Origin of the sequence: Parafrankia sp. Ea1.12 (assembly GCF_900465275.1) — a bacterium.
In the GTDB taxonomy this organism is placed as follows: Bacteria; Actinomycetota; Actinomycetes; order Frankiales; family Frankiaceae; genus Parafrankia; species Parafrankia soli.
In genome coordinates, this window is the sequence record NZ_UBIZ01000183.1 from 1 (window position 1) to 21,404 (window position 21,404).

A 21,404-nucleotide genomic window follows, 5' to 3' on the forward strand; every position below is an offset into this window, starting at 1 on the left:
CGCGACCACGGCATCCGCGCCCTCGACGCCATCCACGACGCCCTCGCCGGCCGGCCCTGGCTACCAACCCCGGTCGCTACCGCAGCCTGAAACAGCATCAACACGGGTCGCACCCGTGAATGGACACAACACCAGCAGGTATCGCACAGCGTGACACCCGGCGGTTAAACGACAAGTTGAACGGCACCCGAGAAGCTACTCGCCCACCTCGCCCACCTCGCTCCCGACGCCTCCCGTCGCGACCGCTGAGCCCATTGAGCGTCCCGGGCGGCCAGCCCCGGTAGCACCGTTCTGGCACCCCACAAGGCCAGTCGGACACTCCCCAGCGTGGGTCACCCAGCGGGCCAGGAACCTGCCGATGGACCTCGAGGAGCACAGCCACCGGTTCCTGGTTCCTCATCCATGACCGCGACACAAAGTTCACGGCCTCATTCGATGCTACCTTTGCCGGAGCCGGTATCGACGTGGTGCGCACACCTCCGCAAGCCTCGCAGGCGAACGCGATCGCGGAACGCCGAGCGGACCCGCCCGCCGCGAATGCACCGACAGACTATCGAGCGACCGACTTCCAGTTCCTGGTCCGCGACCGGGCCGGACAGTTCACCGCCTCCTTCGACGCGGTCCTCGCCGACGCCGGCATCACCGCCGTCAAGATCCCACCCCGAACCCCGCGGGCGAACGCCTACGCGGAACGGTTCGTCCGCACGGTCCGGACCGAGCTCACCGACCGGATACCGATCTTCGGTGAGCGGCATCTGCGCACCGTCCTGGCCCAGGACCGGATCAAATACCAGCCTGTCCTCGGCGGCCTGATCAGCGAATACGAACGAGCCGCCTAAAAGCCCAAGTCAACGCCGGTGCCCGAGTGTCGGTACCCCACAGGACGTGCGTGGCACGCGGCGCGTCAGCATTCCGGCGTGCTGAGCCAGTCGACGATCGCGCGGGAGATGGCGCCGTCCGCGCGTTCGTCGTATCCCTCAAAGCACGGCATCGAGTTGGTCTCCAGGAAGAACCATTCTCCCGTCGCGTGGTCGATCTTGAAATCGACGCCCAGGAACGGCACGCCGCAGAACTCGGTGAGGCGAGCGCATCCGTCAGCGACCTCCCGCGCCGGGGTTAGCGAGCTGTAGCTGTTGACGCCGCGGACTGTTCGGTAGTCGAGTACCGGCGAGTCGATGAGCTCACCACCACGCGGCACCGCCGTCACCGCGGCATGGCCGCACACCCCCATACGTGCGTGGCCGCGCAGCTCGATGTGCGCGACACCCGACCGGCGCCACACCCGCCGCGGCCGCCGAGACGGCCCAGCCAACTCACCGACAACCGTCTCAACGACCTTCCCCGACCACCGCGCGACCGCGGCCGGACGTAGCCAGGGCAGCGGCCTCACACGCCCGACCGCCCGTCCTTGGCGGGACCCGATGCCGGCCCGCTCGATGCCGGCCGTGGCAGCGCGGAGGACGCACCGCGGGTGTGCTGCGCGACATAGGTACCGGCAGCGATGGCCACGGCCACCGGCCACTCGACCAGCTCCGCTACCGCCAACACACCCAGCCCCACGTAGTAGACGGACTTACCCGGCGAGGGCACGCTGACCGGACCCAGCCGCCACCCGTCGCCGGCCAGCCGGCCCGGCACCTCGAACCGGGCGGTGAGGAACGGCAACCGGATCGTCGCGGCCCGCGCCGCCGGCCCCTCCACACCCTCCGACCCAGGCTTGGGCTGGTCATGATTGGTCTGGTGTGTGGCCCCTCGGCCCCTCGTGGTCGACGTGGCCGTGCTCCCGCGTCCCGCAGGCGGCGTCATGGCATCTCCTTCCCTCTGCACCCCACAGCGAATGGCAGAGCGTAACCGCGCTGCCGCTATTCGTGCACGGTCGGTGATGGGATGAGGCCGCTCCGAGCCGGATCCGCACCCGCTGAGAGACCGGCACCGACGCGTCGGGCGGACCGGTGGCCTTGCCCGTGGCCCGGGGGCGCCCGGGTGCACCGGTGCCCAGGCCGTACAGCCGCCGTTCGCGGCATACGCTCCCCATGGAACGGAAGTCGCCGTCGCGTGAAGAACGTCCTGATCGTCTGTCGACGCATGGCGACGCCCGAGGAGGACACCTAAAGTCACCGAGCATGGTGCTGTCTGACGTGACGCTTGCGATCCTGGACGACGGGCCCTTCCATGGCGGCACCTTCGTGGTCCGCCCTGGCCAGACGCTCACCTTCGGCACGTCATGGCTCAACCCGCACACGGTGGTGTACCGGCCCACCGGCGAGGTCATCGAGACCCCGGAAGGTGAGGCGGCAGTCCTACGCTGCGAGGTGATCCCACAGGCCGCCACGGCCGGCGATCGAGGGAGTGCATCCCTCGGATGATCAGGACATGAGCGTCCGCAAGATGCTCGGAGGCCGGATGCTCAGTCCTCAGACGGGAAAGGTCCGGTCAAGATCGGCCGGTAGCGGTGGATGCAGCTCTGCCTCAGAGCCGATGTGACAGCGACGCATTTCTACCCGGCCTTCCCGATCAACGCGCCGGCTGGCTGCAACACACCCTCCGTTGCCGTTGTGGAGCGGGTGGTCACTGCTGGTCGGTGGGCTGGCCCACCGCGGAGGGATTGGATCGTTCGATAGCGGGTGCTGATTCGCCGGGCTGGGGGAACCCGGGTCCGGGCAGTGTACGAGAGGCAAAGGGCCAGCTTGTTCCCCTCGCCCGGCTGATCGCTGATGTCTGTTGTGCGAGGGTGTTGCCGGGCGGGCGGCGGGATGTCGGGCGGGCGACGACGCGAGGAGACACCGAGGACGATGCCTGCCCCCGAGCCGATCCAGACGGTCTTCGACATGCTCAGCCCCGAGAACCGCGCCAACCCGTATCCCTACTACCGTGCTGCCCGCGAGCTCGGTCCACTCGTCCCGACCCCGCTCGGCGCTCACCTGGTCACCGGACACGACGACTGCATGACGGTTCTGAGCGACCCCCGATGGGGGCACGGATACTCCGCTGGGATTAGTCCCATCCGGCCGGGGGTGGCGGCCGATGACATTCCGGGTTCCTTCATCCGGATGGACCCACCGGACCACACTCGCCTGCGCGGGCTGGTCAGCAAGGCGTTCACTCCCCGCGAGGTGGTCCGGCTACGCCCGCTTGTCGAACGGACCGCCGAGCACCTGGTGGACAGGGCCCTCGGCAGCACCGAGTTCGACCTTGTCAGTGATCTCGCCGCGGTCGTGCCCATCACGGTGATCTGTGAGTTGCTCGGCGCTCCGATTGAGGACTACCAGCGGTTCGACGCCTGGGCTCGGGCGCTGGCCAGGGGCCTCGACCCGGATGCGCTTCTCTCCGCGGATGAGCTACGCGACCGGGCGACCGCCGCGGCGGCCTTCGGTGAGTACTTTCGCGGGCTGGTCGCCGAGCGCCGCGCACGGCCCGGCCCAGACCTGATCAGCCAACTGGCCGCGATCGACGATGCCGGCGATCGCATCACCGAGACGGAGCTGCTTGACATCTGTGTGCTGCTGCTCTTCGGCGGCTACGAGACGACGGTGCACATGACCGGGAACATGGTGCTGGCACTCAACCGTCATCCCGACCAGCTCGACCTGCTTCGCGAGCGGCCTGACCTGATCCCCGCGGCCGTGGACGAGCTGCTCCGGTTCGATCCCCCGGTCCAGTTCACCAACCGGGTCGCGCTCCGGGAGCGCCGCCTGGCCGGCCGGGTCTTCGCCCGTGGCGAGGCCGTCGTCATCCTGATCGCCGGCGCCAACCGGGACCCGCGGGTGTTCCCCGACCCGGACCGGCTGGATGTGACCCGCTTCGCCGGTCCCGGGTCGGCTCCTCGCCATCTGGCGTTCGGGCTTGGCGCGCACTTCTGCCTCGGGGCACAACTCGCCCGGATGGAGCTCGAGATCGTCCTGGCGACGCTGTTGCGCCACGCGCCGGGCCTCACCGTGCTGGATCCGGCGCCGAGTTATCGCGAAACCCTGACCATCCGCGGCCTGCGAAGCCTGCGAGTCCGGTTGGAGGCTGCAGGCATCCGGCCGGATGCGAGCCCGGCGGACCAGACGGAACAGGCGGGCCGATCGGTCGGATGAGACCGAACCACCGGGCGCGGTCGGCGCCGCCCGGGCGTCGGCCGCCGCCCCGCGGAGGTCCGGAGTCCGGTTTCCCGCCGGACATGATCATTGTGGTCTACGCCCGCGTGCACAGCCCCTGTGGGGTGCCGGAACTCGGCCACCGGTGTTGACCTGATCGGCAAGGCGGAAAAAGTCGTCGCGGGGAAAACCCCTGTGAAGCGGAACCAGTATGTGCGCCTGGCCGGCGCCACGAAGTCGGTCGACCGGACGCTGGAAGCGAAGAACCGCGCCCTGGCGGGGATCAAAGGCTACGCCACCAACCTGGCAAACCCCGACCCCGACCAGGTGATCACCGCCTACAGTCGGCTGCTAAACGTTGAGAAGAGTTTCCGGACGAGCAAGTCCGACCTCGCCGCCCGACCTGTCTACCACCACACCCGCGAGTCGACCGAGGCGCACCTGACCATCGTGTTCGCCGCCCTCGCCGTCAGTCGGTGAATCGAGAACACGACCGGCTGGTCCATCAAGAAGTTCGTCACGACCGCCCGCCGCTACCGCACCATCACGATCCAGGCCGGTGACCCACCATCACCGGTGCCGACCCCCTCCCCGAAGACCTCCACACCGCCCTCGGCGCGATCCACGGCACGCACTAAATGGCCTAGGAACTGGTTTCGGAATGATCCTCGGACCGCTTTCTGGAGCAAGCGAACGGGTCACGTGTGCGGTGCGACCCCTCCGGGGACCTACGGCTGCGGTGCGTCGAGACCGGGCGAGCCCCAAACCGGGAACCAGCGCGACAGATCGGGCTCGATCGGGAGGTCGTCCGCCAGGATTGCCCTGACCTCGAGTTCCAGCGGGTTGTCGCGACGCTCATCGTCGAGTGGCGCGAACGGGTACCAGGTGCCCCGCTTGTACAGGTAGATCAACCCCAGCGGCCGGGTGTCGTCGGTGAACGCTACGACGGTGCATAGCAGCGCCGCGCCGAAGCCGGCGTCGGTCAACGCGGCGTTGACCGCATGGAGATCGGTGACCAGCCCGGCGAGATCCTCGGTCGCCGTCCGCCGGATCAACCAGACGTAGCCGTACGCGTCGGTCCGACGCTCGTACCGGCCGCCGTCGAGCGCGAGCAACCGGTCGATCTCCCCCTGCAGGCCGGCGAACGCGCCGCCCTCCGCGGGTTTGACGCATACCGATCCGACCCCGCTGGGTCGCCATTGCGACCGCACCTGCAGGGTCACGGCCGCAGCAGGCAGCGCGAACAGCCGGTCCAGGTTCGGCTGGACCGGTCGGGACCGGCCGAGCAGTACGTCGAGGATCCGCATCCGGCGACCTGCTATCTGGCCTCGCCGAGTTCGGCCGACAGCAGGGCGAGCCGCGTCAGCCGGGTGTCCAGGGGTGGGTGGGTGGAGAACAGCGAGGACAGGCTGAACCCGCCCGCCACCGCCGGCGCGAAGAAGAACGCGTTGAATGGTTCGGCTGCCCGCAGGTCGCGGGTCGGGATGCGGGACATATCGCTGCTGATCTTGGTCAGCGCGGACGCGAGCGCGGATGGCCGGCCGGTGAGCAGCGCCCCGGACCGGTCCGCGGCCAGCTCGCGGTAGCGGGAGAGTGCCCTGGTCAGCACGAACGACATTGCATAGACCATGGTCGATACGAGTACCACCACGAGAACGACGAGGGTGCCGCTGTCCTCGTCGTCGTCGTCCGCGTGGCCGAGTCCGCCGGACATTCCGGAATAGAGGCTAAATCTGGTGATCAGCCCGGCGAGCACCCCCAGGAAGGACGCAACCGTCATCACCGCCACGTCCCGGTGCGCGACATGAGACAGCTCGTGGGAAAGCACCCCTTCGAGCTCCTCGGTGTCCAGCCGCCGGAGCAACCCGGTCGTGGCACAGACAACGGCCCGCTTGGGGTTCCGGCCGGTCGCGAACGCGTTGGGCACATCGACGTCCGCGACGGCAACGGCCGGTTTGGGTGTGTCAGACAACGCGCACAGCCGGTCGACGACACCGTGCAGCTGCGGCGCCTGCTGCGGGGTGACGACCCGGCCGCCCATCGCGTACAGCGCAATCCGGTCGGAGAACCAGTACTGGGCGAACAGCAGGCCCCCGGCGATCACGATGACCAGGACCGGCGACAGACCGATACCGATCAGGACGGCCACGAAGGCGACGTAGACCAGCCCGAGCAGGAAGACGGTCACCAGCATCCGGACCGTCAGCCCGCGGTCGGCGGAGAATCGTCGCGGCGCACGCACGACCATCATCGACTCCTCAGCCTGGGATCAGACCCTCGTCGCCGAGCAGGCCGCGGACCTCGGTTAGCGTCGTGTCGGCGGCCGGGAGCACCAGATCGGACGGCGCCAGCCGGTCCGCCGGCGGCGTCGAGCCGAGTTCGCGGACACGGCCCAGCAGTGCGTCGACCGCGGCGTGGAAGGCCTCCTCGTCGTCCGACCCGATGGCTGTGACCAGCCGTTCGTCCAGGACGTTCAGTGCATCCAGTTCGCTGTCGGGAACGTCGAACTGTCCCTCGCCGAGGATGCGTATGATCATGACCTTCCCTCCAGCGGCGGAGCCTCCGGCTCGGCGCCCGGCGACGCGGTCCCGATCGCCCGCGGCGGCCCCGCGGCGGGCAGCGTGCCCTTGATCGTGGCCAGCTCGCGATCGACGTCGGTGGTCGCCGACAGGCGGTCCAGCTCGGCCTGAATGTCGTCCCTCGGCCCGGTCGCCGTCGCGTCGTCCAGTGCACCGGAGGCGAGCAGCTCGTCGATCGCACCCGCCCTGGCCTGCATCTGCTGGGTCTTGTCCTCGGCTCGCTGGATCGCCAGCCCGACGTCGCCCATCTCCTCGGAGACGCCGGCGAACGCCTCGCCGATCTTCGTCTGCGCCTCGGCCGCGGTATAGGTCGCCTTGACCGTTTCCTTGCGGGTCCGGAACGCCTCGACCTTCGCCTGCAGCCGCTGCGCAGCGAGCATCAGCCGGTCCTCCTCCGCCCGTAGCGACGCATGCTGCCGCCCGAGGTCCTCGATCTGCCCGGTCACCCCGCCGCGCCGGCTCAGCGCCTCCCTGGCGAGGTCGTCGCGGCCCGCAGCGACCGCCTGCCGGGCCTGCTCCGACAGCTTGCCGCCGGATTCCTGCAGCTGCCGCACCTGCAGCTCCAGCCGCTTGCGGCTGGTAGCGACGTCGGCGACGCCGCGGCGTACCTGCTGCAGGAGTTCGAGCTGGCGCCGGTAGGAGTAGTCGAGAACTTCCCGTGGGTCCTCCGCGCGGTCCAGGATCTTGCTGGCCTTGGTCCGGAACACCAATGCCAACCGTCGGCTCAGGCTCATCGGTGCCTCCCTCCGCCGGGTGGCCCATGGTGGGCATTCCCCGGGCGCCGCCGGCAACCCGGGAGCGGGTCCATCTGTTTCCGCACCGGCGTCGTCCCCGCCCGCGCGGGGGTTCTTCCCAACACGAAAGGGGCACTGTCTTTCGTCAGGACTCGAAGTCCAGGACACACGAGTGCTCACCTGCCGGCGGCTACCGCTCGGAGTCTGCCGGATGGCTTACTCCCAGAACTCATTAGGAGACATGACCATGTCAACGTCGCGCCGGGTAGCTTATTAGCGGTGACAGTCGTTTTCAATAAGGTCGCGGGGTGACGGCGGCCGGGTAGCCCGGGGGGATCTCACCCCCGGGCTACCCGACCGGCGGTCGGACACTCCCTCCTCGTCCCGTCACTGGTCATCCAGCTGGTCGGGGTCGACCGGGGTGGGCAGCGAGGCGGGCAAGCAGCTTCTCCGGGGCTGTTCACTCCCACAACGCATCCCGTTCAGACGTCTTGGCCGGATCACACCCACGGGTGTGGGGAGGACTGGTGCCCACGCCGCCAGACCTCCCGCTCGAAGCCGTCACTCGGCCGCGAATGACGATCTTTGCCTGCGCGAAACCCCAGCTCGGCCCCGACGCAACCCCGCGAACGTCCTGCGTTCAGCCGTAGACGGAGGAACGGGGTGATTTGGATAGGGGGAGCTTGGGTAGGTACCTGAAAGGCCCTCGGATTCAGTAGGGAGCCAGCCGCTGGAGGGCGCTTGCCGGAAGGTCTCGTCCTATGACCAAGTGTGACTATCTAGCATGTAATCGAACCGAAGGGGTCACGACGGTCGAGACCGCGCTCGGGCCTACCGATCTATGCCCCTCGTGTCGGCGGGTAGCCCTGGAGCTCTTCGCGGAGCTTGCGGCGGCGATGCCGTTCAAGAACGATGACGAAATTGACCACCTGGTCGAACAAGTGTACGAACGGCTGGCGATGGAAGGCGTGGTCGAGGTGTCCGTCACCCCGGGCGGGACCCTGGTCTTTGTCCACTAAGCTGGCCGGGCTCTGTTGCGTTGGCGAAGTCCGCCCTCGCGGCTGTCGATCGTTCATGATCGAGTGATGCGTCGACGTCGTGTCTGTCCATCGGCTCCGAGGTCGGAGTTCGCGGGGTTCCGGTTCCCGCCGGAGGTGATCGTGCTGGCGGTGCGGTGGTACCTGCGGTTCGCGCTGTCGTACCGGGACGTCGAGGAGCTGCTCGCCGGAGGCCTCGACGTCGACGTTCTCGCCAGTACTCGGCGTGACCGGGTGGCTGCCCGGCGGTTCTTCGCCCGGGCGCTGGCGTACGGACGTCGGCCGGTCGAGGTCACCACGGACAAGGCCCGGCCTACCCACGGCTCCTTGACGGGCTGCTGCCCGAGTCCTGCCACGTCGACGCCGCCCGAGAGAACAACTGGACCGAGGCCGACCTGTGGGGCTCCGCAATCCGGGTTTCGGCCTGTGAGCTGGCCTGTTTCGGTTGAGGGGTCGTCGGTGGGAGTCCCCAGGGGTTCGGTCGCTACCGGTGCGCGGGACGAAGGCCAGCGGAGGAGCGCCGGACGCCCGAATCTGCCGCTTCCCCTTCACATTCACACGCCGCGATCATGGCCTGTGCGGACGTGCCGTCGACACAACGACAGCTGCGCGGGTCGGTATCCGACCCGCGCAGCTGTTCAGTGCATCTAACGATCAATGCTGGGCGCCCGAGACGCAGACGTCTGCGGGTGCGCGTCAGACCGGGCGGACGTGCTCCGCCTGCGGGCCCTTCTGGCCCTGCGTGACGTCGAACTCCACGCGCTGGTTCTCGTCCAGGCTACGGAAGCCCGCGCTGTCGATCGCCGAGTAGTGAACGAAAACGTCCGGGCCGCCGCCGTCCTGCGCGATGAACCCGAAGCCCTTTTCGCCGTTGAACCACTTAACAGTGCCCTGAGCCATGTGCTTCTCCTCCGTGGGAGCCGAACCGGGGCCGCCTGGTGCGGCCGGGGTGCCGCAGCGTGATCGCCCCCACTGTCGAACTGGTCGGAATGCAACAAACGCCCGCTGTCGGAATCTGCGGGCGTCCATACGTTCGAGGAACCTACAACTGCAACAGGACTAACCTACCACTCATCACGCCAACCCGTTGCCTGCCGTCGGGAGGCCTGCCGCAGCGGAAGTCACGGGGTTGGGAACAGAACCAGACGCTGGGAACCGACGTCAAAGGCGCACGAGGCACCGGCGGAGCGGGAAGCGGTGTCCAGACGGGGTCTGTCGCCGCGGTCCTGGTTGTCCACGGCTCGCTGGTCGAGCTGCGGATCAGTCTACCAGCGCCGGTGTCGCTCGTCGCCGCAAGCATCCCCGACGTTCTGCTGCTGGGGCGGCGGGATCACCGCTGGCACGCTACCGAAGGTCGACGCAGGGCTGCGGGGAAAGAATCGGACCGCGCGGGAGGGGCTGCTACCACCGAGGCCCTGAGACGGCATAGATCGTCGGGCTGCCCTCCATCTGAGCCATCGATTATCGAACGTAACTCGGGCCCCTCAATGTCATGTGGGCATCGATATGTATATCTGTTGCATCGCCAGCTAGTGTCCTGGACCTGAGTTCGCTGATTAAGTACGGCTGGGTCCGTGGCGAGGACGGGGCGGCCGATGGCCAACCTGGTGCTGGCGGAGGAGGAGCGGGCGACGCTGACCCGCTGGATCCGGCGGGCGAAGTCGTCGCAGGCTCTGGCCTTACGATGCAAGATCGTGCTTTCGTGCGCTGGTGGCGCGTCGAGTGGGCAAGGCCGGTCGGAAACGGCACGTCGACGCATTTCTCGCTCATGCCCAGTAACCGGGATCTTGTCATGGCCAGCGGCACCAGGCTGACGCTGACAGCGCGCATCCTACGGTTTCCGGGCGACTCCGCCGTACATGTACACGTGGGCGTTGTCCAGTGCAGCCGCCTCGTCGTCGGGATGCCAGTGGTGGACGAGCGCGACGCCGGGGTCGAGGAGTTCCATCCCGTGGAAGAAACGCTCCACCGTGCTTTTGTCGCGCGCGATCAGCGGAATTCCGTTGGCCCTGTACGCGGCCTCGCCAGCGTGAACTTCCTCGGGTGCGCTGTCGGCGGTAGTGGTGGAAAGCGCCAGGACACTGCCCGCCGGGAGCGGACGCATGATCCGGTTGATGAGGTCCTGCGCGACCGTGTCATCGGCGATGAAGTGCACGATCGCGATCAGACTGGCCGCCACGGGCTGGCTCAGGTCGAGGGTTTCCCGCAGCTGCTCGGACTCCAGGATCCCTTCTGGGTTGTGGAGGTCGGCATCGAGATAGGCGGTCCGCCCCTCGGGGGCGCTGGTGAGCAGGGCCCGCGCGTGGACCAACACTATGGGATCGTTATCGACGTAGACGATCCGCGATTCCGGCGCGACCTTCTGGGTGACCTCGTGCAGGTTCGGCGCGGTCGGCAGCGCGGTACCGATGTCCAGGAACTGGCGGATACCGTGCTTCGCGGCCAGGACGCGGGCCCTCCTGACCCGACACGCCGCCGTTTATCAGTCTTTGTGAAACGGGGTGTGAATAGGCTGGTGAATGTACAGCTCGCGTCGCCGGTGGCTCACCCCTGCGTGGGTCGGTGCCGGCAGACAGTAGTGGGCGGGCTGGCCGTGTTCGGCGTGGAGCCGCGCGGCGTTGTAGACCCGTGGGAACTTCCAGAGCATGCGCAGGAAGTTCGTCTGACCGTGGGTGAGATGCCCGGCGACGATACGTGCGGTAGCGGCCAGTGCCTTGACGCCGAGATGCTTGCGGTTCAGTACGGCCTGGGTCGCGACGAGTTCTCGGTAGAACTCGTCGAGGGGAAGGCTGGTCGGGGTGACCGCGTGCTGGATGTCGAACAGGCGGTAGTCCAGCGTGGTCAGTTTCTGGGACTGGGTGTGCCAGATCTCGGTGCCGGGGTAGGGCGTCATGACGGTCAGGTGGACGATTTCCGGTACGGACAGGGCCCATTGTCGGACCAGCCGGAACTGGTCACGGCTCCAGGCGGGGTCGGCGATTAGGTTCACCGCCACGGTGATGCCGATCTTGCGGGCGAGTTCGAGGGCCTTGATGTTCTCGTCGGGGGAGATGCGCTTGTGGAACAGGTCGAGTCCCTCGGCGTCGAGGGCCTCCATGCCGAGGAACATGTAGGTCAGGCCAAGCCGGCGCCAGCGTTGGAAGACCTCGGGATGGCGCAGCAGGACGTCCGCGCGGGTCTCCAGGTAGTAGCGCTTGCGGATGCCGCGGCGTTCGATTTGGTCGGCGATGGCGTTGCCGTGGTCGGGCTTGATGAAGGCCACGTCGTCGACGAGGAAGACGTTGGGCTCGCGGATGGAGGCGAGCTCGTGTCCGGCCGCGTCCGCCGACATCCGCCGGTAGCTGCGCCCGTAGAACGTCCAGGCACTGCAGAACGAGCAGTCCCAGGGGCAGCCGCGGGTGAACTCCACCGATGCACACGGGTCGAGCTCGCCGATGAAGTACCGGTTGCGGCGGGCGAGCAGGTAACGGGCCGGTAGCGGCTCGTCGAGGGTGGGCAGCATGGTCGGTGGGGGCCCGGACCCGGCGCGGGTGACGGCTCCCGGGACCTCGGTGAGGCTGTCCCAGTCGGCTTCGAGGATCCGGGGAGCGACGACCTCGCCCTCTCCCCGGGCCACCGCGTCGATTGCTTCGTCGCAGTTCTCGAGGAGGTGCTGGGCGATGAACGAGACGCTGTGACCACCGGCGATCACCAAACATCCTGGTCGGGTGATTTTAGCCTGTTTCGCGAGCATGATGACTTCTGGGACGTTGGCCAGATAATTCAGGCCGAACATCACGGTATGCGGCCGGAAATCCGCCAGCGCTCGGGTGTAGTCCCGTATGTCGGCGGTCTGCAGATCGATCAGGCGGACCTCGTGCCCGGCCACGAGCAGCGATGCGGCCACGCGTTCAAGACCCAGAGGCTCGAGTCGCAGAAAGATCTCCGAATACATCAACGCACTGGGATGGACCAGCAGCACACGCATGGCATCGCCTCGTTCCGTTGGCCGTGTCTCCGGATTACCCCGGAGCCCGTCCACATACCGCTGTTGCGCGATCGGACGCGGTCCGTGGGGTGGTGAATCCCCCCGGCGTGTCCGGAGACTCATGACACACCGGGGCGGTTCAACACGATCGTCTACCAGACCAGTGGGATCAAGGATCGCCTCGCCGGACGGCCCTCATGGCCGACGGCGTTCACAGGCAACGTCTCGGCTGGCTCCTTGCCCTATCCGCGGAGCAGATCCGCCATGCCAGTGCATTTTATGCGAGCCGATGTCACGGTCACCTCGATCGTGAAGCTGCTCGGGCCCTACCTGCTGCAGCACCCTGCCCGCCCACGTACGGGAGTGTCGCAACAGCTCCCGCTCCGAGCAGCGTCGCGACCCTCGTCAGGGTTTGCGGCCGATTCCTCCACCGATCAGATTCTCGGTGGTGGAGCCGAGGCGGATCAGATCATGACAGTGTGCGCGAGGGCATCGCCGAACACCGCGACGCTCTTGATCGCAGTGTTGGCGATGCTGGCGCCACCCACATCCTGAACAACCTGCCCGGAGGAGCACCGGCTGGCACCAGCGGCAGTAGGTGCGGGCAGCAACCGGAACCAGACGATCGCGGGGATCGTCTTCAGACTGTGGCGCTCCTATGGTTCATGACTATTCCCGGACTCGTCTGCGCCCTGATCCTGCTTGCCGCCGTCGACCGCTTCACCGCGTGGGCAACCACCCGCAGCTGGCTTCCGTGGCAACGACGGCCTGGAGGCCGCAGTGTGTCCACGATCGCGCTCGACGAACTGGAAGCCAGCTTCTACGCCGGCAAGCGGCACCAGATCGAGCAGCGCCGCACCGAAGAGATCCTCCGCGACGACGACTCCGAGAGCGCTCCTCCTCACAAGCACCTCGAGCCCGGTCAGGCGATCGTCCGCCTACCCGTTGTGGCGGCGCCAGCTGCCTCGCCCACAAAGCCCGGTGTCCGGGAGGCCGACTGATGGGTGCATTGCTTCCGCAGTCGAACCGCTGACCAGACCGACGTCCTCGCAGTTCGCGGTTTCGAGGTTCGATGTCGCCCCTGCCCGTAACGACCGTTGCGGTCTGCGGCGGCGGGCGCGATGTGGTGTGCACAGCCAACCATGAAGGAGAGGCTGATCGGAACCATCCGGCGCCCGGTCGAGCTCCTGACCGCGATGGTCGACCGGGCACACCGGCTCCGGGCAGCCCGCCACCCGTGATCGGGCTGGCTCCCCGGCGCCGGCGTCCTCCTGGCGGAGTAGTGGTCCTGCCCGCGGCACGAACCGGCCCTCAGGTCCGCCGGTCAGTGCTCAGGGGTCGGCGCGGGTCGCAGGGCGGCGGGAACCGCGACCCACAGCGTCGCGAACAGCATCAGTGTGAGCACTCCGGCGATGATGCCGACGGTGAAATTCTTGGTCACGTCGAAGATGAGAACCGCGACGCCGGACACAGCCACCGAGAACACCGCCAGGCCTGCCTGCGCCAGCCGGTTCGCCACGACGACGAGGGTTTCCTTCTCCCTTTTGCGGAACATCGCCCGGTGCAGGCTCACCGGCGTGATCAGCAGGCCGGTGGCCAGGATGGACAGTGCCACCACCGCGAGGTAGAGCCACTCTTGATTATTGCTTAGCGTGGCGAACCTGTTCTGGAACGGTAACGCAAGCAGGAACGCGGTGAGCAGCTGCACCCCGGTTTGCGCGACCCGCAACTCCTGAAGGATCTCCGCCCAGTTCCGGTTGAGGCGCTCCTGCGCCGACTCGCGCTCCTCTCGGCCGTGGCCCTCTCGACCGCGGTCCTCCTCGTCAACCCCGTCCTGATGGTCCTGTTTGACCGTCGTCCCCGCAATCTCACCCATGATCTTCCAGCTACCCGATTCGGCCGCATTGATACCGCTCAGGCGGCCGCGGGCAGAGACGAGCGGCCCTCCGTCGCGATCAGCCGTCATGATCGGCACCGGTATGATCGGTGTCGTCACCGCTCGCTACGGGTGCAGGATGACCTTCACGACGCCGTCCTGCCTACACGGGCACCCCGCCCACCCGGGTTGCGGCCAACTCCCGCCGACAAGCGGTGCCCGCTCTCAGGATCTGGCGCCGATCTTGTGGAGTTTCCGGCTCCACCGCAGACGGGCAGCGCCTCGACCATCACTCGATCATGCCGGCTGCCCCACCCCACCGGACGCAACAGAGCCCTTCTGCTCACCCACTATGCGATACGCGTGCTCATGGCCGAGGCCGCGAGGCGGAGTCGATCCGGACCAGCTCTCCTTCTTGACGAAGCCTGAACGTCGTCCGCCGCCAGGTCACCGGGCAGGCGGTTTTTCCCCACGTCCGTTGTCTACCGGAAACGGGATCATTCGGACCCGATTGCGGCCGCCGTCTTTGGCCCGATATAGCGCGACATCGGCGATTTCGACGAACACTGCCATGTCGTCGTCGGGAGCGGGGATGGTCGCGGTTACGCCGATACTCACGGTGATGATGCGCTCTACCGCCAGAGGGTGTGGTTCGGCCAGTTCCTCGACGGCGGAGCAGAGGCGTCGGGTCAGCCGAGCGGCGGTATCCGAGTCGGTGTCGGGCATCACGACGGTGAACTCTTCCCCCCCATAGCGGGCGGTCAGAAAGGTGTCACCGACATTCTCGGCCAGGCATGCGGCGACCCGCTGGAGGCATCGGTCACCTGCGGCGTGTCCGAAGTGGTCGTTGTAGAGTTTGAAGTGGTCGATGTCGACCATCGCCAGCGCGATGGGTGCCGCGTGTTCCTGGGCCCGGCGCCATTCGATGTCCAGGGCCTCTTCGAGGCGTCGCCGGTTGGCCAGCCCTGTCAGCGGATCGGTGACCGAGAGCTGTTCCAGCTGGTGGTTCGCGGCGGCGAGTCGTTCGTTGGTAGCGGCGAGCTGCCCGGTTCGTTCGGTGACCTTGCGTTCCAGCGACGCGTAGACCATGGCGTTGTCGAGCGAGACCGCGAGCTGTCCGGCGATGAGCATGATTCCTTCGAGGCGTTCGGTGGAGAACGCGCCACGGATCAGTCTGTTCTCTAGTAGCAGCATCGCCTGCAGATGGCCCCGGATCATGATGGGTATGGCGAGCAGCGAGCAGCGGTCGAAGTCGAGGAGGTAGGGGTCGCGGCGGAACCGGTCGTCGCGGGTGGCGTTGGCGACGACCACAGGTTCGTGGGTGCGCTCGGCATATCGGATGACCGAGGCGGGCAACAGACGCCGCCGGCTGGCCTCCCGGAGCGAGACGGTGCCACCGGCACCGGTCGGCACCAACCACCCGGCTTGTTCCTGCCTACGCAACAGCAGGTGGACGCCGGTGGCACCGGTCATCTCCGACAGGATCCCCACGACCCTTGCCCGGAGGCCCTCGATGCTGGTCTCCGAGCTGAGTGCCTGGGATGCCGCGACGACGCCGAGCAGATCGACGGTGCCGGTCGCGACGGTCGAGCGTCGCGTGGATGGCGCCGCCGGTGGATGAACGACCGGTTCGCAGGCGGGTTCGGTTCGTAGCGTCGGGTGGGCCCAGTCGAGTTGGCTGACCTTCGCGGTCGCGCCCCAGTCCAGGTACTGGCGCCGGGCGGCTGCCAGGAGCGTGTGGCCGGCTTCATCCATGCCGTGGGCCAGGTAGAAGCGTGCAGCGCGTTCCAGGATCAGCGCCCGGTGCCACGGGCGCGCCCGTACGGAAGCCTCTCTCTGCGCCATGTCAAACGTGTACGCCGCCTCGCGGAAGTCTCCGACAGCCCACGCCCGCTCCGCCTCCATCATGCGTAACAGGTGCAGGAAGTTGGCCGGCGCGTCAGCCGCACGTGCGGCCAGCCACTCGACCAGCTCGTCGAGCTCGGCGAGCTCTGTGTCACGCCGATCCGCTCCTGCCGCACGAACCTGTGCCGCCATGCCCAGGGCAAGCAGCACCCGCGCCACCGCCATCGCATAGTTCGCTCCGACCATTGGCCTAAAGGGCATCACCGCTGCCGCATGCCGGGTCAGATCGACCGGATGACCGAGAACGGCTGCGGCGAGCGCCCGGGCCACATGCAGGTTGGCGACGGCGAACGGGTCCGCGGCCAGCATGCTCAGCTCGGCTGCCTCGTCGGCCGCCGATTCGACGGACTCGCCTCGCATCACTTGTACCAGTCGGCGAAATATCCGAAATATCGTCTCGGCATGTCCATTGCCGGTGCGGGCTGCGGACGCCAGTGCCTCGTCGACCTCAGCGGCGAAGACATCAAGAGACGGCGCGCAGTCCAACAGGTCGTACAACAGTGCGTAGTGGGCCCAGCATGCGTTCTGGAGATCACCGCTCAGGACAAGTCCCTCCAGCGCGCGACGGCCCTCGGACAGATTGTCCTCGAGGGGCGCGAACCAGTGGCCGGTAGTGATCACATATACGAACTGCGCCTGCCACACATCAGGCTCATAGCCGAGCGCCTGACCGACCGCCAGGATCCGCCGCAGGATGCGGTGCCCGGTGCGGTAGTCGCCCCTGCGGACGATGGTCACGATCGCGATGTGGCCGGCCGGGCCGAGCAGAGCGCGATCCGGGCCGTGCCATGCCCAGACCTCCAGCGTCTTGATGGTCAGCCAGGCCATCATCGCCTGGTCACAGAAGAAGGCCGCGGGCATGAGCCGGTTGACGAGCTTGATGGTGCTGAGCCGGGACTGGTCCGTGATGCCCGGTCGGTGCAGGTCGTCGGACTCGCTGGTCGTGTCGATCCATCGGTAGAGCGCGTCGAGTCCGCGGTCGATCTCCGCATCGAGATCGTTCTCGTCCGGGACGGATATGCCGAGGTGCCGCAGCTGGTCGAGGCCGAGCCGCATCGCCTCGCCACCGCGTCCCCGGTTGGTGAGACTGCTGACCTGCACCACTGTGGCGGCCGTGAGTTGAACCGGGTGGGTGCACAACCGGCCGATGGTCTGGTACGTGTCGTCCGCCTCCTCCAGCCTGCCGAGGCTGTACAAGGCGGCGTGCCGGTCGGTATGGACTGCGATCAACTGGTCGGTGTCAGTCGGATCGATGACCTCGACCGCCGCGGTCAGGAGCCGCTCGACCAGTGAGTAATTGCTCAGCAGTTTCGCTTCCTCAGCGGCGTGCCGGAAGAGTCCGGCCACCCGCTTCCGTTCCTCGGTGCCATGCACAGCATCAACTACGGGCAGGTACTGCTCCGCCGCCACGGCGAAGAACTCGGGCCGCTCGACCAGGCGCCGTGCCAGACGCAACCGCCTCGCGTCCTGGTCCTGCGCGGCGCGGCCGCCCAGCACGGACTCCCGTGTCCGATCGTGGTGAAACCGCACGCTCTGCCGGCCGTCGGACTCCAGTACCAGTAGGCCATCGCCGAACGCGGGGGCGAGCCGCCGCTCGACCTCGTCCGCCGGCAGCCCAGTCGCGGCAGCTAGGAGGTCCAGCTCCACCTGGCCCGCCAGGCAGGCCATCACCGCGAGCACCTCCGCGGTGGCCGGCGGCAGCGCGGCCACCCGCGCGGCCAGCAGCTCGGCCACATCCACTCGGTCGAGCCGGCGGCGCAGCGCCTCCCAGTCCCATCGCCACCCACCCCCGCCGAGGGTCAGTACCCTGTCGTGGCGCAGCGCGTTGAGTAGCTCCACGATGTCGTACGGATTTCCCCGGGCGGATGGCGCAATCATCTGCGCCAGCTCGGTGGCGGGCGGCGGGGACAGGTGCAGCAGGTCAGCCACCAAGGCCGCCTGCCCTGCTGGCGGCAGGCTACCCAACCGCAGGTGGTGGGGCCCGACTGCCTGGTGACGCCAGCGGGCGAGCATCGGCGTCAGTGGATGGGCGGCGTCGATCTCACTTTCCCGGTACGCGCCGACCAGCAGCAGTCCCGCGATCTGTTCCTCACCGGCGAACACCAGGTCGACGAAGTCCAGCGGCGTCCGCCCGGCCCACTGCAGGTCGTCGACGAAGAACACCACTGGTCGCTTCCGGGAGGAAACGGCACGTAGTGCCTCGACTGCGACACGTGGCGCTCGTACCTGTGCGGTCATCGGATCGCCTGGCTCTGGGCGAACCTTCAGCAGCACCGCCAGTTCCGGCACGGTGGCGGCAGCCAGGCCGGCGTTGGGTCCCAACGCCCGCAACATCCGGTCCCGCACCTCGGCCAGGTAGTCGTCCGGCTCGGCCAGCAGCAGCCGACCCAGCGCACGCAGCGCCTGCCGGACCCCGTCGTACTCCTGGTCACGGCGATACTGGTCGAATTTGCCGGCCACGAACCAGCCGTCGACGCCGGCCGCTATCGGCCGCAGCTCACTGACCAGGGATGTCTTACCCACGCCCGGTGCGCCGCCGACGAGGACCCCGTGAGAGCGTCCGGTCACGGCCTCGGCGAACGCCGCGTCCAGCTCGTCGACCTCCCGGTCGCGCCCGGACAGCCGGGATGGCATCAGCGGACGCGTCAGAAAATCATGCTCGCCAGGATGCACCGCCGCCGCGCCGCGTCGTACCAGGGTGAGATCGTGCACCAACCCGTCGGCGCTCTGGTAGCGGTCGTCGGGTTCCTTCTCCAACAGGTGCGTGATGATGTTCGACAGCCCGGCCGGTACCGACGGATTCACCGCCACAGGCGAGCGTGGGATCCGAGCGAGATGGTCATGAATGATCCGAACTGGGTTGTCCGTGCCGAACGGCGGCGCGCCGGTAGCCAGCTCGTACAGGGTGGCCCCGAGCGCGTACAGGTCGGCTCGCTGGTCGACCGGGCGACCGGTCCGCCCGGTCTGCTCCGGCGCCAGGTACGGCACCGTCCCGACAGTTGCCCCGTGGTACGTGAACTCCGGCCGGACCGACGAAAGAGCTGTGGCAAGCGCGAAGTCGATCAGGCAGGGAACTCCCAAGTCCTTGCTCACCACGATGTTCGCCGGGCAGATGTCCCGGTGCACCACACCCCGGTGATGCATCCCAGCGACGGCCCGCGCCAGCGATTCGGCGAGATCGACCAGCTCGGCCGGATCCAGTGGAGTCGTCCACTCGGACAGCGCCGTGCCATCGACATCGACCAGCAGGATCGATCCCGCGCACTCCACGGCCCCAGCAGCGAGGTGTGCGACCCCCTGGACTCCCGACAGCCGCCCAAGGATCTCGACCTCATGCCGCAACCGCCGCTGCGCGTCTGGTCCCAGCGGTTCCTTTCGGATCACACATCCAGTCGGAAACACCAGCCGAGTGATCCGGGTCTGCTCCGTCGTATGAAGCAGCTCCGGTCGCACCACCGTCACCGGCAAATCCCGGCTCGGGGTCACCCGCTGGGAGACCATCTGGACACCCCCACACCGTGCCGCGGACAGCTTATCTCCCCAGCCTGCCCGAGTCGGGGCGGAAGCAACGAGGGCCCGGACCGCTGACGACCAGACCCTCACCACCCAGGTCACCGCCGTCCACGCGGCATCCCGGGCACCTACGGCGCGCCCACGCATGCGCGCCGACCTGGCCGCCGCCGGGGTGCGGACCAGCCGTAAACGCGTCGCCCGGCTGATGGGACAGGCAGGCGACGCAAGGGGTTCACCGCCCTCGACGGATCAGCCTCACCCGCCGAGACCGTGCCGCCCGCCTCCCACCAGACCTGGTCGGACGCGGCTTCGCCGCCCCAGCCTCGAGCCAGGTCTGGACAGCGGACGTCACCCAGAGGGACCGTTCAGCGGGGCTGCATCTCGGGTCGGGAGTCTCCGCTCTCGAGTACTGCTGGGCCTTGACAGTCCGGTCGTTCGTCTCCTCATGGCCGATTCCGCGAGGGCCACATGGCCTGTGCTGGCCCTGCTCAGTGGCCGGCTCCCTGTCCCGGCCGGTTGTGTGGCGGCCGGGTGGCTACTGGTTGGTCAACTTGTCGGCGATCTGGTCGATGAGGCCCTGTTCGATGATCGGCGGCGGGACGTCCTGGATGTTGGTGACGTCGAGCTCGACGGCCACCTGGCCGACGTAGAAATAGATCGTGTCGAAGACGTAACCGTAGGTGCCGTATTCGTCCGTGATGCCCATCGAGGTGCGGACCAGCGCGGTGGCCCCCGCGGCGGGGACGGTGTCTCGACCGCGACGATCTCGTAGGTGAAGCCGTTCTCGTCCTCGCCCGCCAGCTGGTCCTCTGTCGCTGTTCTCGTCGCCAGCGCCGCCCGAGCTCTCGAAGCCCGCGGTCTCCTCGCCCGCCGTGAGCACATAGTCCCCCGCGCGCAGGATCCTCGCCGGCGCGACGGTGGCCTGCGTGGGCGGGGCCGCCGGCCCGGTCGTCCCCGGCCCGGTCGCCCCCGACCCTGCCGCCGCGGGCGGCGGCGCTGCGGGGTCGACTCCGTCTCGGAGCCCCCTTCAGGGCGTGGATGTGAGAGGAATCCACCAGCGCCCGGTGCAAGTCGAGTAGCCCGTCGGCGTCGCACTCGGCGAGCAGCTGCTCGCGCAGCTCCGGCCAGGCCCCGGCCTGCACCCAGTCCTGCAGGCGGCGCCAGCAGGTCACCCCCGACACCCCGAACAGCGTGCTCGGCAGCTCCCGCCAGGGCACGTAGTTACGCAGCACCCATAGGATTCCCGTCAGCGCCGCCCGGTCGTCGAGCGGCAATCGGCCTGGGTAGCGGAACCGCCGTTCCCGAGCCGGGATCAGCAGCGTCAGCCGCGTCCACACCTCCGCGCTCACCACCAGGACAAGTCTTTTTCGAACGCGACACCGTCCTGAGCGCCGATCGCAAGGAAGGCGTACAACGCTAACTCTCAAATACTGACTCAATCAAAGACCTTACTGTCAGGGTACCTCCCGGCCGCGGGGGTCGAGGACGCAGGTAAAAGAGGACTGGAATGCCCAGCGGGGGCCTGCTCGGCCCGCCAGTACTGACGATTAATGTGTGGTGTTAATGGGTCTGGTGATGGCTGGTGGTGGGCGGGTACATCTTTTGCTATGAGGTATGCGACGGGTGGCGGGTTGACGCCCGCCGGGCAGGTGGAACGGGAGCGGGTTCGGTTGGCCGCGGCTGACCGGTTCGCCGCGGGAGCGACACGGACGGA

At 67.9% G+C, this 21,404-nt stretch carries 16 protein-coding genes and 7 pseudogenes; 10 read left to right on the top strand and 13 right to left on the bottom strand.

Translation table 11 applies throughout. The features are described 5' to 3' along the window. Positions 1-554 precede the first annotated feature (554 nt). Positions 555-839: pseudogene (locus FMEAI12_RS05750) on the top strand (integrase core domain-containing protein); the annotation flags it as partial. Between the two features lie 65 nt (positions 840-904). Here the strand turns inward: FMEAI12_RS05750 and FMEAI12_RS37820 are convergent. Both FMEAI12_RS37820 and FMEAI12_RS05760 read right to left on the bottom strand, forming a co-directional pair. Next, positions 905-1,390 (bottom strand): hypothetical protein, encoded by a 486-nt coding sequence (locus FMEAI12_RS37820; protein WP_235013739.1) that lies wholly within the window; start codon positions 1,388-1,390, stop codon positions 905-907. Beyond that, positions 1,387-1,701: a hypothetical protein gene (locus FMEAI12_RS05760; protein WP_235013740.1), complete on the bottom strand. Its 315-nt coding sequence runs from the start codon at positions 1,699-1,701 to the stop codon at positions 1,387-1,389. Before FMEAI12_RS05760 ends, FMEAI12_RS37820 begins: the two co-directional genes overlap by 4 nt. 422 nt (positions 1,702-2,123) lie before the next feature. Between FMEAI12_RS05760 and FMEAI12_RS05765 the strand changes: the two genes are divergently transcribed. The 3 genes and pseudogenes from FMEAI12_RS05765 to FMEAI12_RS05775 all read left to right on the top strand — a co-directional run. Beyond that, the gene (locus tag FMEAI12_RS05765; RefSeq protein ID WP_071065939.1) at positions 2,124-2,366 is read left to right on the top strand and encodes a hypothetical protein; all 243 of its coding nucleotides are present in this window, start codon (positions 2,124-2,126) and stop codon (positions 2,364-2,366) included. A gap of 426 nt (positions 2,367-2,792) precedes the next feature. Further along, positions 2,793-4,079, top strand: coding sequence for a cytochrome P450 (locus FMEAI12_RS05770; protein ID WP_112105251.1), 1,287 nt, complete (start codon positions 2,793-2,795; stop codon positions 4,077-4,079). A gap of 144 nt (positions 4,080-4,223) precedes the next feature. Then, positions 4,224-4,717, top strand: a pseudogene (locus tag FMEAI12_RS05775) (IS1634 family transposase); the annotation flags it as partial. Between the two features lie 90 nt (positions 4,718-4,807). Here FMEAI12_RS05775 and FMEAI12_RS05780 read toward each other — a convergent pair. Genes FMEAI12_RS05780 through FMEAI12_RS05795 form a run of 4 tightly spaced genes read right to left on the bottom strand, consistent with a single transcriptional unit; the run spans position 4,808 to position 7,392 of the window. Further along, positions 4,808-5,386, bottom strand: coding sequence for a hypothetical protein (locus FMEAI12_RS05780; protein ID WP_112105252.1), 579 nt, complete (start codon positions 5,384-5,386; stop codon positions 4,808-4,810). Positions 5,387-5,397: 11 nt separating this feature from the next. Beyond that, positions 5,398-6,327, bottom strand: coding sequence for a zinc metalloprotease HtpX (gene htpX, locus FMEAI12_RS05785; RefSeq protein ID WP_112105259.1), 930 nt, complete (start codon positions 6,325-6,327; stop codon positions 5,398-5,400). A gap of 10 nt (positions 6,328-6,337) precedes the next feature. Beyond that, a complete protein-coding gene (locus FMEAI12_RS05790) occupies positions 6,338-6,616 on the bottom strand; it encodes a hypothetical protein (protein ID WP_020460126.1) in 279 nt (92 codons plus the stop codon). After that, the gene (locus FMEAI12_RS05795) at positions 6,613-7,392 is read right to left on the bottom strand and encodes a PspA/IM30 family protein (RefSeq protein WP_112105253.1); all 780 of its coding nucleotides are present in this window, start codon (positions 7,390-7,392) and stop codon (positions 6,613-6,615) included. The genes FMEAI12_RS05790 and FMEAI12_RS05795 overlap by 4 nt, the downstream gene beginning before the upstream one ends. Before the next feature lie 761 nt (positions 7,393-8,153). Between FMEAI12_RS05795 and FMEAI12_RS05800 the strand changes: the two genes are divergently transcribed. The 3 genes and pseudogenes from FMEAI12_RS05800 (at position 8,154) to FMEAI12_RS37830 (ending at position 9,080) form a co-directional block, all read left to right on the top strand. Further along, a complete protein-coding gene (locus FMEAI12_RS05800) occupies positions 8,154-8,411 on the top strand; it encodes a hypothetical protein (protein ID WP_112105254.1) in 258 nt (85 codons plus the stop codon). Between the two features lie 135 nt (positions 8,412-8,546). Beyond that, positions 8,547-8,636, top strand: a pseudogene (locus FMEAI12_RS37825) (IS6 family transposase); the annotation flags it as partial. A 27-nt stretch (positions 8,637-8,663) separates the two neighbouring features. Further along, positions 8,664-9,080, top strand: a complete 417-nt coding sequence (locus FMEAI12_RS37830) for a hypothetical protein (protein WP_235013742.1) — start codon at positions 8,664-8,666, stop codon at positions 9,078-9,080. A gap of 45 nt (positions 9,081-9,125) precedes the next feature. Here the strand turns inward: FMEAI12_RS37830 and FMEAI12_RS05810 are convergent, their stop codons facing one another. Further along, on the bottom strand, positions 9,126-9,329 hold the full coding sequence (locus FMEAI12_RS05810) for a cold-shock protein (protein ID WP_007507818.1): 204 nt from the start codon (positions 9,327-9,329) through the stop codon (positions 9,126-9,128). A 674-nt stretch (positions 9,330-10,003) separates the two neighbouring features. Here FMEAI12_RS05810 and FMEAI12_RS39720 point away from each other — a divergent pair. Beyond that, positions 10,004-10,153: pseudogene (locus tag FMEAI12_RS39720) on the top strand (IS630 family transposase); the annotation flags it as partial. Positions 10,154-10,260: 107 nt separating this feature from the next. Here the strand turns inward: FMEAI12_RS39720 and FMEAI12_RS05820 are convergent. Both FMEAI12_RS05820 and hpnR read right to left on the bottom strand, forming a co-directional pair. Continuing rightward, positions 10,261-10,878, bottom strand: a pseudogene (locus FMEAI12_RS05820) (SAM-dependent methyltransferase); the annotation flags it as partial. Between the two features lie 33 nt (positions 10,879-10,911). After that, on the bottom strand, positions 10,912-12,396 hold the full coding sequence (gene hpnR, locus FMEAI12_RS05825) for a hopanoid C-3 methylase HpnR (RefSeq protein ID WP_112105255.1): 1,485 nt from the start codon (positions 12,394-12,396) through the stop codon (positions 10,912-10,914). 479 nt (positions 12,397-12,875) lie between these two features. Here hpnR and FMEAI12_RS36120 point away from each other — a divergent pair, with 479 nt between their 5' ends. Further along, positions 12,876-13,397, top strand: coding sequence for a DUF6191 domain-containing protein (locus FMEAI12_RS36120; RefSeq protein WP_146776641.1), 522 nt, complete (start codon positions 12,876-12,878; stop codon positions 13,395-13,397). Between the two features lie 323 nt (positions 13,398-13,720). Here the strand turns inward: FMEAI12_RS36120 and FMEAI12_RS05835 are convergent, their stop codons facing one another. Together FMEAI12_RS05835 and FMEAI12_RS05840 are read right to left on the bottom strand one after the other, a co-directional pair. Continuing rightward, positions 13,721-14,272, bottom strand: a complete 552-nt coding sequence (locus FMEAI12_RS05835; protein WP_071065950.1) for a DUF6328 family protein — start codon at positions 14,270-14,272, stop codon at positions 13,721-13,723. A gap of 447 nt (positions 14,273-14,719) precedes the next feature. Beyond that, entirely contained in the window at positions 14,720-19,678 is a 4,959-nt protein-coding gene (locus FMEAI12_RS05840; RefSeq protein WP_112105257.1) for a diguanylate cyclase, read from the bottom strand. On the opposite strand from FMEAI12_RS05840, the pseudogene FMEAI12_RS39725 reads away from it, so the two are divergent. Further along, positions 19,677-19,898: pseudogene (locus FMEAI12_RS39725) on the top strand (IS3 family transposase); the annotation flags it as partial. The gene FMEAI12_RS05840 and the pseudogene FMEAI12_RS39725 sit on opposite strands and share 2 nt — an antisense overlap. 327 nt (positions 19,899-20,225) lie before the next feature. On the opposite strand, the gene FMEAI12_RS37835 reads toward FMEAI12_RS39725, so the two are convergent. Together FMEAI12_RS37835 and FMEAI12_RS37840 are read right to left on the bottom strand one after the other, a co-directional pair. After that, positions 20,226-20,570: a hypothetical protein gene (locus tag FMEAI12_RS37835; RefSeq protein WP_235013744.1), complete on the bottom strand. Its 345-nt coding sequence runs from the start codon at positions 20,568-20,570 to the stop codon at positions 20,226-20,228. A 145-nt stretch (positions 20,571-20,715) separates the two neighbouring features. After that, positions 20,716-21,045: pseudogene (locus FMEAI12_RS37840) on the bottom strand (transposase); the annotation flags it as partial. Positions 21,046-21,404 lie beyond the last annotated feature (359 nt).